Source organism: Rothia similimucilaginosa (genome assembly GCF_029850875.1).
Taxonomy (GTDB): Bacteria; Actinomycetota; Actinomycetes; order Actinomycetales; family Micrococcaceae; genus Rothia.
The window spans coordinates 181,035-193,935 of the sequence record NZ_JAOVAM010000002.1 but is presented as its reverse complement, the minus strand read 5'-3'; the positions used below and the strand labels follow the sequence as shown (position 1 = coordinate 193,935).

General features: G+C 59.6%; 10 protein-coding genes. 6 read left to right on the top strand and 4 right to left on the bottom strand.

Annotated features, from left to right (window positions below):
- Nucleotides 1-105: 105 nt before the first annotated feature.
- The gene (gene zapE / locus QFX05_RS02395; RefSeq protein ID WP_279740605.1) at nt 106-1,155 is read right to left on the bottom strand and encodes a cell division protein ZapE; all 1,050 of its coding nucleotides are present in this window, start codon (nt 1,153-1,155) and stop codon (nt 106-108) included.
- 172 nt (nt 1,156-1,327) lie between these two features.
- On the opposite strand from zapE, the gene ybaK reads away from it, so the two are divergent.
- The 4 genes from ybaK (at nt 1,328) to QFX05_RS02375 (ending at nt 4,622) form a co-directional block, all read left to right on the top strand.
- Nucleotides 1,328-1,828 (top strand): Cys-tRNA(Pro) deacylase, encoded by a 501-nt coding sequence (gene ybaK, locus QFX05_RS02390; protein ID WP_279740603.1) that lies wholly within the window; start codon nt 1,328-1,330, stop codon nt 1,826-1,828.
- Between the two features lie 87 nt (nt 1,829-1,915).
- On the top strand, nt 1,916-2,407 hold the full coding sequence (msrB, locus tag QFX05_RS02385) for a peptide-methionine (R)-S-oxide reductase MsrB (RefSeq protein WP_279740748.1): 492 nt from the start codon (nt 1,916-1,918) through the stop codon (nt 2,405-2,407).
- Between the two features lie 214 nt (nt 2,408-2,621).
- Nucleotides 2,622-3,887, top strand: coding sequence for an HRDC domain-containing protein (locus QFX05_RS02380; RefSeq protein ID WP_279740601.1), 1,266 nt, complete (start codon nt 2,622-2,624; stop codon nt 3,885-3,887).
- 195 nt (nt 3,888-4,082) lie between these two features.
- On the top strand, nt 4,083-4,622 hold the full coding sequence (locus tag QFX05_RS02375) for a Rieske (2Fe-2S) protein (protein ID WP_279740599.1): 540 nt from the start codon (nt 4,083-4,085) through the stop codon (nt 4,620-4,622).
- A gap of 190 nt (nt 4,623-4,812) precedes the next feature.
- Here QFX05_RS02375 and dxs read toward each other — a convergent pair whose 3' ends face one another.
- The 3 genes from dxs to QFX05_RS02360 all read right to left on the bottom strand — a co-directional run bounded on the left by dxs (nt 4,813) and on the right by QFX05_RS02360 (nt 11,087).
- Nucleotides 4,813-6,885, bottom strand: a complete 2,073-nt coding sequence (gene dxs, locus QFX05_RS02370; protein WP_279740597.1) for a 1-deoxy-D-xylulose-5-phosphate synthase — start codon at nt 6,883-6,885, stop codon at nt 4,813-4,815.
- A gap of 225 nt (nt 6,886-7,110) precedes the next feature.
- On the bottom strand, nt 7,111-8,748 hold the full coding sequence (locus QFX05_RS08350) for a class I SAM-dependent RNA methyltransferase (RefSeq protein ID WP_279740595.1): 1,638 nt from the start codon (nt 8,746-8,748) through the stop codon (nt 7,111-7,113).
- 203 nt (nt 8,749-8,951) lie between these two features.
- Nucleotides 8,952-11,087: an APC family permease gene (locus tag QFX05_RS02360; RefSeq protein ID WP_279740746.1), complete on the bottom strand. Its 2,136-nt coding sequence runs from the start codon at nt 11,085-11,087 to the stop codon at nt 8,952-8,954.
- A 195-nt stretch (nt 11,088-11,282) separates the two neighbouring features.
- On the opposite strand from QFX05_RS02360, the gene QFX05_RS02355 reads away from it, so the two are divergent.
- Both QFX05_RS02355 and QFX05_RS02350 read left to right on the top strand, forming a co-directional pair.
- The gene (locus tag QFX05_RS02355) at nt 11,283-12,149 is read left to right on the top strand and encodes a potassium channel family protein (RefSeq protein ID WP_279740593.1); all 867 of its coding nucleotides are present in this window, start codon (nt 11,283-11,285) and stop codon (nt 12,147-12,149) included.
- Nucleotides 12,150-12,803 (top strand): potassium channel family protein, encoded by a 654-nt coding sequence (locus tag QFX05_RS02350; protein ID WP_279740592.1) that lies wholly within the window; start codon nt 12,150-12,152, stop codon nt 12,801-12,803. It begins immediately after the preceding gene.
- The last annotated feature ends 98 nt before the right edge of the window (nt 12,804-12,901 follow it).

Genomic DNA, 12,901 nt, shown 5'->3' with positions numbered 1-12,901 from the left:
GCATCCGGCGGGGGTCTTTACTATATAAACTTTTCGGCGCGATTCACACTACACGGTTCACGCTACGGGATTCACGCTGCCCAGTTTCGCAACGCCAGGCGGCGGCTACTCAGATTCGCCGAGCATGCCCTCACGAGCCAACGCAGTCAAACGAGACACCGCACGGAAATACTTCTTCTGATAACCACCAGCCAGCATCTCCTCAGTAAACACCTTGTCAAAAGGCACACCCGAAGAAACAATCGGCAAGTCCTTGTCATACAGGCGGTCAGCCAACACCACAAAACGCAACGCCACCGACTGCTCAGTAATCGGGTGAACATCACGCCACGCAATACCATCCAGGCCATCAATCAGCTGACGGTAACGCGACGGGTGTACCTTCGCCAGATGCTCCACCAGGTCAGCGAAGTTATCAACACCAACAGTCTGGCCGCCGAACACTTCCTCAACCTTCGCATCAAACGCATCATCAGCAACAGGCTCCGGGGCGGCAGGCAGGCCACGGTGACGGAAATCCTCACCATCCACACGGTGCACCTCAAACTGCGAAGCAAGCACCTGAATCTCACGCTTAAAATCCTCAGCCGCGAAACGGCCCTCACCCAGCGCACCAGGCAGCGTGTTCGAGGTCGCCACAAGCTTCACGCCAGCATCCGCCAGCTCACGCATCAGACGAGACATGAGCACAGTATCACCCGGATCATCCAGCTCAAACTCGTCAATACATACCAGCTTGTAGCTGCTCAACGCCTCAACCGTCTTACGGAACGTCAACGCACCCACCAGGTTCGTGTACTCCACAAAAGTACCGAACGCCTTCGGGCCGTCCACATAATGCCACAGCGACGCCAACAGGTGAGTCTTACCCACACCAAAACCGCCGTCAAGGTACAGGCCAGACTTCGTCGAATCCTTCTTCTTGCCCCCAAACAGGCGACCAAAGAAACCGGCACCAGCGCCGCCACCATTAATCTTGTCGCCAAAATCCTTCAGCTTCTGCACAGCCTCAGCCTGCGACGGCTGATTCGGATCAGGAATGTAGCTATCAAAAGACACTTCACCAAAACGCTCAGAGGGGCGGAAACCCGCCAGCAACTCATCAGCAGAAACGCGAGGAATGCGGTCGGTCAAGTGTACGGTCGTGGTGGGCACAAAAACTCTTTTCTTCAGTGACGGCGATGTGACTTCCGCTTTAAGTGTAGTACTGTCTAACACCCCGCGTGAGCCGCATGAGTTGCCCGCCACATTACGGGCATGAGGAGGGGCGGCGGCAGGATCACAAACGCACCCCACAGTGCATGGTGACTTCCGTAAAATGGTGTCTATGGCTAAGAAAACTAAAGGTAAGAAGAGTGGCGCAGCAACCGCCGCCGTAGCGTTGCTGACCGAGACGAATACCCCCTTCCAGATGCGCGAATACGAGCACGTTGAGGGTGTCACCTCCTTCGGTGAAGAGGCCGCGAAGAACCTCGGCGCCTCCGAGGAACAGGTGTTCAAGACCCTACTGATTGTGCACGAGAAGGATTTCGCTGTCGCAATCGTGCCGGTGTCTGGCAAGCTGAACATTAAGGCAGCCGCCGCTGCTCTGGGGTGGAAGAGCGCCTCCATGTGCAACCCGAAGGTCGCTGAGCGCCGCACCGGCTACGTGGTGGGCGGTATTTCTCCGCTGGGTCAGAAGACCCCCTCCCCCACCCTGCTCGATGAGTCTGCGCAGCTTTTTGACACGATTATGGTCTCTGGCGGTAAGCGCGGCCTGGACGTTGAGCTCGCCCCTGACGATCTACTGAAGCTCACCAACGGCAAGTACGCTGGCATCCGCGCTTAGTCCGCGCTCAGCGGGAATAATCCGCCCGGCCGCGGCGTTACATATGCCGTAAGAGCCTAGGCATGAGAGCAAACTGAAGGAGTCATGATGGGCAATTCGCTACCCGGCGTGGGTGCTATCGCCAAGAACTGGCGTGAAGTGCTCAAGCCTGAAGAATACGCTGTTCTGCGTGAGGGCGGCACTGAGCGCGCGTTCACCGGCGAATACTGGAACACCCACACTGAGGGTGTCTATTCTTGCCGTGCCTGCGGTACGGAGCTGTTCCGTTCCGATCAGAAGTTCGATTCGCATTGTGGTTGGCCGTCGTTTTTCGCACCGCTGGCTGAGAACCGTGTGCGTTACCTGGAGGACACCACGTTCGGTATGCACCGTGTGGAGGTGCGTTGCGCCGCCTGCGATTCGCACCTGGGTCACGTGTTTGAGGGTGAGGGCTACCCGACTCCCACAGATCTGCGGTATTGCATCAATTCGGTGTGTCTGACGCTGACCCCGGCTGGTGAAGCACAGCCCGGTGAGGCCCCGGCTGGTGATGCTCCGGTTGACGAGGCGCCAGCTGACGAGGCGGAAACCGCCGAATAAAGCCCGGCGATAACCCCCAGCAGGCACGCCGGTGAACCCCTTATTGTGAGTCTCTCTAAAATTCGAGGCTTTAAGCTCGGGCGGGTAAAATGGCGTAGTGCCTTCGCGGGCACGCTACCCCGCCCGGGCTCGTATTTACTCGGGCATGGGCCACCCGGGCATCTGGCGCATCGTATGGGCGCGTCGAACCAGACAGAGGAAAAGGATTGAGTGCATGAGTACCGCAGCTGAACAGAATGCCGCAGGCACCCCTCAGCTGACCCTTCACGGTATCGAAGTCCCTGACGTTGTTCCTCTGGAGACCCCTTCCTCACCGATTCCGACTCTCATCACCACTGAGAGCGGCCTGCGTCGTGCCGCTGAACAGTTGGTGGCGGCGTCCGGCCCGGTGGCTGTTGATACGGAGCGTGCCCAGGGCATCCGCTACGGTTCACGTGCTTTTTTGGTGCAGCTTAAGCGTGAAGATCAGCTGTACTTGATCGACCCTGAGGCGTTTAAGGATTTGCGCATTATTAACGATGCCCTGGCGGATGCTGAGTGGGTTATTCACGCCGCAATTCAGGACTTCCCGAGCCTGGATATGCTCGGTATGCGCCCGAACCGTCTGTTTGATACGGAGCTTGGTGCGCGTCTTGCCGGTCTGGAGCGCGTGAACCTGGGTGCAACCGTTGAGGAGCTGCTCGGCTATAAGCTGGCGAAGAAGCACTCGAAGGAAGATTGGTCGCGCCGCCCCCTGCCGGAGTCCTGGCTGAACTATGCACTGCTGGACGTTGACGTGCTCATTGATTTGCGTGACGCATTGGAGGATTTGCTCCGCCAGCAGGGTAAGCTACAGTACGCCCTGGAGGAGTTTGAGTACCTGTGCAAGACCCCGGTGAAGAATCCTGCGGATCAGCCGGAGCGTTGGCGTAAGACGAAGGGCCGCACGATGCTGCGTTCGGTCAAACAGCTGACGGCGCTGCGTAACCTGTGGTTTGAGCGTGACTCGCTGGCGCGTAAGAAGGACGTTGACGCGAAGCGTCTGCTGCCCGACTCTGCGATTGTAGAGGCGGCACGCACCATGCCGCGTAACGTGCCCACTATTATGTCAATTCCCGGTTTTCAGACGCGCAGTTTGCGTCGTGAGGGCCCGCGTTGGGTGCGTGCTATTGCCGCGGCAGCACGTGGTGAGAACGCCGTACCGTTCACTTTGCCGTCAACTGCCCCTCCGCCGTTGAAGGCGTGGGAGTCTAAGCGCCCCGAAAACTTGGCGCTGTTCACCGAGGTTCGTCAGGCAATTGATGGCCTCTCTGAGGAGTTGAATATTCCGGCGCAGAACCTGATCACGACCGATTATGTTCGCCGCCTCTGCTGGGAGCCGCCAACTCGTTTTGATGAGCAGACCCTGCGGGGTGCACTCGCCGAGTACGGTGCGCGTTCGTGGCAGACGGGTCTGGTTGCCCCCGTGATTGCACCGATTTTTGCCCGCCATCTAGGGTAGCTTTCACTAATGCTAAATAGACGTGTGCCGGTTGGGTGTGTTGCTGATGCGCCCACCCGACCGGTATTTTGTGTGCCTCGGAAGTTTGCCTCAGAAATTTGTGTCGGGAGCAATACAAACCAAGCTTAGCCTGCTCTCATTCGCTTTTTATCCTAAACCGGCCTAGGGCGGAGAGAGTACACGAAAGGAACCACCATGCCCGCATCCAACGGATGCTGCCGCTCTCAGAAGGCATGCTCCTCGCCCACTGCATCTGCCGCCATCGAATCTAATGCTGTCGATACCGTAGCAGCTACCGCCGAGACTGAATCTTCTGCGCGCGTCCTCTCCCGACGCGCAACCCTCGTCACCGGTGCCGTCGCGTCCGGTGCCCTACTTGCTTCCTGCGCTGAGGGGGACTCCGCCGTCACCGCACCTGAAGGTACCATTGAGGTAGGTTCTGCCTCCGCTGTGGGTGTGGGCAAGGCGGCGCGTCTGACCCATGGCTCCACGACTGTTATCGTGTCACAGCCCTCTTCAGGTGAATACAAGGCGTTCAGCACCGTGTGCACCCACCAAGGTTGTCAGGTACAGGTGCAGGACTCCAACCGTATCGTGTGCCCCTGCCACGGCTCCGAATACGCCGTAGCTGACGGCTCAGTAGTGCACGGCCCTGCGGAGGCGCCTCTGACCAGCTACCCGGTGCAGGTGAAAGGCGGCAAGATTTTCGTCAGCGGCACTACTAACAATTCCTAAAACCACTACTTCTCATGCTCATAAGCTCAGGCGCTGGCCGATAGTGCCCCGTATAGTGGATACAGCATAGTGCATACAGCAAAGCCCCGCCCATCAGTTATGATGGGCGGGGCTTCTGTCTGCCTATGCTGTCTATTATTGAGAATCTACCGCTGAGAGCCGATGGCTGAGGAAGCGCAGACCGGAATATCTAGCGGGTGTGGCGCGGCTTCTGGCCCTCTTCACGAGCGAACGGAACCTTATCGCCAGCCAGCTGCGCACGCAGGTCAGCGATAATGGTTTCCGCAGTCAGGCCGACCTCTTCCAGAATCTGCTCGCGGGAAGCGTGCGGAATGAACTCCGCCGGCAGACCCAGCTCGCTCAGCGCGGTATCCACACCGGCCGCACGCATTTCCTGGCGGATGCGTGAACCCACACCGCCGGAACGTACGCCGTCCTCAATGGTCACCACAATGCGGTGATCACGCGCTAACTCAATAACCGAAGATGGCACCGGCATCACCCAGCGCGGGTCAACCACGGTGGACTGGATACCCTCGGCGGCAAGCACCTTCGAGGCTTCCAGGGCCACACGGGCCATAGCACCAACAGCGACGAACAGCACATCACGCTGGCCGGTCTCCGGGTGGGGTTTATCAGTTCGTGCCAGTACATCCACGCCGTCGTTACGACGTTCCAGGGCGGGAATGTCCTCGCCCACGGAGCCCTTCGGATAGCGAATCACGGTCGGTGCATCGTTAATAGCTACAGCCTCACGCAGCTCTTCGCGCAGGGTCGCACCATCACGCGGAGCCGCCAGGTGCAGACCCGGAATGAACTGCAGCATCGCCAAATCCCACATACCGTGGTGGCTTGCGCCGTCCGGACCGGTAATACCGGAGCGGTCCAGCACCACGGTCACGCCCGCCTTGTGCAGAGCAACGTCCATGAGCAACTGGTCAAAGCCACGGTTCAGGAAGGTTGCGTAGAGGGCAACCACCGGGTGCATACCGCCGTACGCCAGGCCGGCACTCATCGCCACGGCGTGCTGCTCAGCGATACCTACGTCAATAACGCGCTCGGGGTGGCGCTTCTGAAATTCGCGCAGACCCACGGGAATGAGCATCGCGCCGGTAATACCGACAACGTTCTCCTGCTCATCAGCAATATCCGCGATTTCGCGGCCAAAAACGCTGGTCCACGATTCAGAGGTACTGGTCGAAACATCCTCACCGGTCAGCGGGTCAATCTGGCCCACCGCATGGAACTGGTCGTCCTCATTCGCGCGGGCAGGCGCGTAACCGTGGCCCTTCTCGGTAATGGCGTGCACAATCACCGGGCCGGCGTAGTTCTTCGCCGCGGTCAGTGCGTTCTCCACAGCCTGCTGGTCGTGGCCGTCAATGGGGCCCACGTACTTCATGCCCAGGTCTTCAAAAATACCCTTAGGTACGACAACGTCCTTAATGCCCGCCTTCATGCCGTGCAGACCGCGGTACACCATCTGACCGACGGGACCGCCACGCTGTAGACCGATACGCACAGCATCCAGGGCGTTGTCGTAGCGGTGGTCAAGGCGCACGCGATCCACCTGCTGCTGCACACCGTGCTTGAGCTCAGACAGCTGGTTTGCGAAACCGCCAATAGTCGGCGCGTAGGAGCGGCCGTTATCGTTGACCACAATCACGACCTTGCGGGTGCGGTCGGCAGCAATATTGTTTACAGCCTCCCACGCCATGCCACCGGTCAGCGCGCCGTCGCCAATGAGAACCACGGTGTAGCGGTCATCTTCGCCGTTAAGTTTATGCGCGCGAGAAATACCGTCAGCCCACGAAATCGAGCTGGAGGCGTGCGAAGAAGCAATAATATCGTGTTTAGATTCGTCGCGATCCGGATAACCCGACAGGCCTCCCTTCTGACGCAGAGTCTTAAACGCGTGACGACCAGTCACCAGCTTATGCACATAGGACTGGTGGCCGGTGTCGAAAAGAATATTGTCCTTAGGAGATTCGAAGACACGGTGAATGCCGAGAGTCAGCTCCACAACGCCCAGGTTCGGACCCAGGTGACCACCGGTTGCCGACACATTCGTCACGATGAACTGGCGAATTTCCTTAGAGAGCTCCTCCAACTGCTCGTAGCTGAGGTTCTGCAGGTCTGCCGGGGACTGAATACCCGGGAGCAACTTGGCAGTGGCACCATCGCCAATGCTGTAGTCAGCGGTGGGTGCGCCACCGGGGGCGCTATTCGGGGTCTCCTCCTGCGGCAATGCGTTTTCAGCGGACATACACCCACACTCCTCAAGGTTGGGGCACGGCTCATTCCGTGCGTTGGTTCTTCAATGATTCTACCGTTTACAGTGCCAAAAAGCAGATTTATGCTCCCGCAGAGCAAGACGCACCGGATTGAGCGAAAACAGCCTGAAATAACCCCTAGTGGGTAGGCTGGTGAACAGCCCAACCCGCCCAACACAGCAATTATGTGCTTCTTTGTAACGGCAACTAGTTGCACGCTACGTGGTGCGGCGGCGGCGCGGACGAGGCTTCGCCGGGGCACGCTCAAAAAGCACCACCGACTCCACATGATGCGTATTCGGGTACATATCAAAGGCCCGAAGCTGCACCATGTCCCAACCCAGCTCACGCAAAATACCGGTGTCACGCCCCAGGGATGCCGGGTCACATGCCACGTACAGAATACGTTTGGGGTCCAGCGCATCCAGGCGTTCCAGGGTGGTTCGGTTCGCACCCTCACGGGATGGATCAAGGACCACCGCATCAATAGCGGGGATTTCACCAAACTCAAGGGCGGTCTTCAAATCGACCAGGTGGCGTGCCACGTCGCCACGAATCACCTCAATACGGGTGTCCGCAGAGTTTTCCGTGCGAGAACAACCATCAGGCGCGAAGTTCGAGCGGGCATCCTTATGGGTCACCGGGGAACCCTCAATGCTGATGACGGTACCCGTCGCACCCACGGCATCTGCGAGTGCGGCGGTGAACAGGCCCGCACCGGCGTACAGGTCGAGGGTGCATTCGCCTTCCTGCGGGCGGAGCATGTTGAGCATGGCTCCGACCATGGTGGAGGGGGCGGCGCGGTGAATCTGCCAGAAGCCGCCGGCAGACACCTGGTAGCTGAATCGGCGGGAGCCGAAGGTGACTTCTTCGGTGACGGAGCGCAGGCCCGCGCCGAGCAGCTGGTCGCCTTCGGGTACGCGGCGGTAGGGGCTGTGGGCGGAGCCGGGGCGGCGGCGCTTGGGCTTGCCATTCGAGGTGGACTGCGGGGTGAAGAAAAGGGAGATCTTGCGCTTGGCGAGCAGTCCCCAGGCGTCGGATGCCTGCTGTTCGATGTCCTTGGCGACTTCTTCGATGGAGAAACGCGGGTCAACGATGAACTGCAGAAGAATCCTGCCTCGGGAGGAGACGGTTGCCTCGACTTCGCCTACGCCGCGCAGGTTCAGCCGCTCAAGCTCCAGGTTACGCAGTTCGGGTGCGGCGAGGGGAAAGTCTACGACCGGTACGGGCTGGGAGGCGCGGTAGGGGTGCATGCTGACGCGCCAGGTGACGGCGGGGTTCTTCTTGCCGCTGTTCTTCTGGTCGCTGGGCTGGGTGCGGACCTTGGTCACGTTGTAGCGCACGCGGGTACGCCAGGACAGGCCTTCGTTGTTACCGCGCAGGGGTAGCTCTTCAACGATGAGGTTGGTCAGCAGGGGTGATTCGAGGGGCAGGCCGCCCAGCCGGTTGATTTGGGTGCGGACAATATCGGTCTTGTAGTGTCGCTGCTCGGCCAGGCTGATGTGGCCATATTCCATGCCGCCGAGCAGTTCGGGTACGCCGGTTGCTGTGGCGCGTTCCTCTTCGGTGGCGAGCGCATCCGCCTGAATCCAGGGGTGGGGGCGGCGTTCCAGGGAGGGTACGGATACGGAGATGACGTCTGCGAAGTAGAAGCGGCGCTTGGGGCCGATTGCGGTGATGCGCACTTCTGCCTGTTCGCCGACGATGCCGTGACGCACGAAGATGACGCCCTGTTCGGTACGCGCTACGAAGGCGCCGCCGTGCGCGGGCGCCTCACAGGTGACGGTGAGGGTCTGCCCGACGCTGTATCCGTCTACGTTGTTGGAGGCGGCAGGCGTGGTAGCAGTGTGGGTCACAGCATTGTCTCCTAAAAGAATCACTTAATGTGAACTATTTTACACCCGATTGTGCCTTCGCTCCGGTTCCGACGCCCCCGCAAGGGGTGCCTCATCCATTGCAAAAGGCAAAGTCCAGGCGTTATACGGGGTGTTCAAGCAAAGTTGCAGGGCAATTGACCGGGCAGGGCGCTGGGCAATTATTTCTAGGCACCAGGCGATTATTACGGCTGGCGTTTCTTCTCGCTCGCCACCGCGTCCGCCTCGTGCAGGCGGCCGCGGTACACCGCGTGGCGGTTGCTCTGAATCAGTTCACGGCCGCCACCGGCAGAACGAGTAATCTTCGGGGCAACAGATGCCGTTGGGGGCTCTGCTTCTACCGTTGATTCTTCGCTTTGTAAACGCTGATCAAAATTCTCATCATACACCTCATCCTCATGCATCGCCCAGGGCACGGTGGCCGTCATAACGCCCGGCTCGTGCAGAAGCGCCCGCTTGAGGAGACGCACCGTGCGGCGGTGCAGAAGCCGCTGCCACCAGTGCTTCACCACGAATTCCGGCAGGTACACCACCAAAATATCGCGGGGTGACTTCTTGCGGCGGCGGCGAATATACGAGACGACAGCATCCACCGTGTCACGGTACGGCGAGTCAATGACCGACAGCGGCACCGGAATACCGAGAGCGTACCAGCGCTTCTTCACGATCTCCAGGGCAGCGCGGTCGTTGTTGACCGTTAGCGCCTCAATCGTGGAGGGGCGACCGGCACGTGCATAGGAGAGGGCACGAACCGCCGGGCGGCGCACACGCTCCACGTACACGATGGCGTGCACACGCGAAGGCAGGGCTGCCACATCCGCAACGGATTCGGCGTTCAGGGGGACGTCCAGGGCGGCATCCACCGCATCATAATGGCGGCGAGTCACAACCATACCTCCAACCATCAGGGCAATCATTCCAAGGGAAAGCCACGCACCGGCGGCAAACTTCGTCACCACGACGATGACCAGCACCACGGCGGTCACGACCACTCCCACCGCAGAGACAGCAATATCACGAATCAGGGCGCGGCGCGGTATCTGCGCGAGAGTAATACGCAGCAGGCGTATGCGGTAGCGCACCACCGCCAGCTGCACCATCACCATGGACAGGCACATGCCCACAATGTACAGCTGAATCAGCGAGTACACATCCGAACCGAAAATGGTGGTGAGGAAAATTGAGAATGCCGACAGCGCCAGCACACCATTCGCGTACAGCCCGCGTGATTCCACGCTGCGGAAGAAGACCGGCAGGTACTGGTAATCAGCCAGGGACGAGGCAATCATCGGGAATCCCGTAAACGCAGTCAGCGAGGCGATAATCAGCACGCCCACCGTGGCAAACACCAGCAACTGCGCGAAGAACGGAACACCCTGATAAATCGCCAAAGCCACTTGATACAGCGCCGGCTTCTGGTGGAAGTACTCCCCTGGCGTGTGCCCGTCAATGAACAAAAAACGGGTCGTATCGTGCACCATGTGCACACGGGTTGCCGCCGCAAAACCGAGCAGGCTCACCAGCAGGACCGAGGTAATCACGCCCATCAGCATCATGGTGACCGCCGCATTATATTTCTTCGGGCGGCGGAAATACTTCACAGAATTAGAGATCGTAGAAACACCCGAGAACGCCACCACACCTGCGGAGAAAGAACGCGCCAGAAGCAATACCAGCGCCAGCCCTTCCAGGGCATAATCGTGGTATTCGGGGGCAATCACGTAGGTAGCCGATTCAGCCAGCGGCAGAGTACCCGTGGCGGCACGAATCCAACCCACAATGAGGGTGACCCCCAACAACGCCAAGAAAACGTACAACGGCCAGTACGCAATCTTTCCCAGCAATTGCACACCGCGCAACGCAAACAGCGTCAGAGCAACAATGAGCAGCACCGCAATGAGGGTGCGCCAATCCTGAATCTGCGGGTACAGCGCCACCAAAAACGAGGACGCCGAAGACATCGAAACCGCCACCGTGAGCATATAGTCCATCAGCGAGGATGCGCCCATCACAATCGAGGGTAGCGCACCCAGCTTGTGGTGCACCAGCTGAATATCGCCCTCGGAGGCAATCTGGTTAATGTTGTACCGGTAGGTACCAATCACCAGCAGACCCACCATCGCTACGCCCAAACCAATCCAGGGCGAAAAAGCGAGCGCAGAGGCACCCGCAGCGGCAAGGGTCAGAATCATCTGGTCGGCAGCGTAGGCGACCGAGGAGATACCGTCGGTGCCGAAAAGAGGCAGAGCGTAACGCTTCGGCAGGTTAACAGCCGAAAGATTTCGCGTGCTGACCGGCCTGCCGGTCAGGGCGATGCGCATCTTATCCCAACGATTCTTCACGCTGTTAAGGCTATAGGTCGCAGCTTCAAAGCTCAATTTTATTCAGCCGAATAGTGGGCATGGCGAGCGGAATATCACGGAGCATCGGCGCGGAACCTCACCCGCCCATTACACTGGTAGAGGTAGGCGGTAACGCCTTATCGACACAAAACATCAACACATTCGGAGGGTTGTATGCCTCACTTCGTCATTATGGGCGCCGGGCGCGTGGGCGTCATGTTGGCGCGCACTCTGGAAGCTTCGGGGCATACGGTCGCCGTCATTGACCAGGACGAACGCGCTTTCCAGCCGCTGCGTAAGGGCTTTGAAGGCCGTCTGGTGACCGGTGTTGGCTTCGATGAGGACACCCTCAAGCGTGCCGGTATTACCGAGGCGTACGCTTTTGCCGCCGTCTCATCGGGCGATAACTCGAATATTATTGCCGCCCGTGTGGCACGCGAAATGTTCAAGGTAAAGAACGTTGTGGCGCGTGTGTACGACCCAAACCGCGCCGAGTTCTTCCAGCGCATGGGCATTCCCACGGTCGCTTCGGTGCGCTGGTCTACCGACCAGGTGCTGCGCCGTCTGCTGCCCGAGCAGGCGCTCAAGGGTGATTTCCGTGAACCCTCGGGTCGCCTCATGCTCACCGAAATTCCGCTCAACGACGGTTGGGCAGGCCACGCCCTGACCAGCATCGAAAGTGCCGCCGGGGTGCGCATCGCCTACGTCACCCGCTTCGGTGAGGGTATGCTCCCCCGCCCTGATACTGCCTACCAGCAGGGTGATAGCGTGCACGTGATGATGCACACCGACGACGTTGCGGACGTAACCCGCATCCTCTCCCGCCCGCCGCGCGTTGAAGACAAAGAAGTGGAGGCGGAGTACACCCCCGCCTCGGGACGCAGCAAGCATCCCCACGCCCCGAAGAAACCCGCCGAGCAGAAGCACAACAACCGCCTCGTTGTCGAACATGAATTCCACATCGGTGACGCTCCCCTGGAGCTACCCGATCCCGTGGAGCTCATCGGCCGCCATCGTGACTCCTCGAAAGGTAAAAAGTAAGTGAAGGTCCTTATTGTTGGTGCCGGTTCCGTGGGCGCCTCCATCGCCAAAGAGCTCATGATGAACAGCCACGACGTGACCATCATCGACTCCAAGCCCGAAGCCAAGAAGCGTGCCGATCTGCCCGGCGTGCGCTGGCATATTGGTGATGCCTGCGAGCTGTCCGTGTTGCGCCAGGTGCACCCGAACAAGGCGGACGTGGTCGTTGCCGCAACCGGTGACGACAAGGCAAACCTGATGGTGTCCCTGCTGGCTCGTAGTGAGTTTGGTGTGCCCCGCACCGTGGCTCGTGTAAACAACCCACGTAATGAGTGGCTTTTTGATGACTCCTGGGGCGTGGACGTTGCCGTGTCCACCCCGCGCCTGATGACCGCCCTCGTCGAGGAAGCCGTGGAAGTCGGCGATGTGGTGCGTCTGCTGACCCTGCAGGCTGGCGGCGCGACCCTTGCCGAGTACACTGTGCCGGATGATCACCCTGTCATCGGTTACCGTGTGGACCACGTGCAGTGGCCCGTCGATACGGTGCTCACCGCGATTCTGCGTGACGGTACGCCGATTCCGCCCAGTGCGGATGTAGCGATTGAGGGCGGTGACGAGCTGTTCTTCATCACAACCATTGCCGGTGAGGATCAGATCCGCGCGCTGTTCGCATAGCCCTGATCGCATAAGCGTTGCGAGGCGTGGTTCTCTCCCCCCCCCCCAAAAAAAAATTGAGGAGGCACAGGTTTGAGGGGACAAAAGCCCCGGTCACC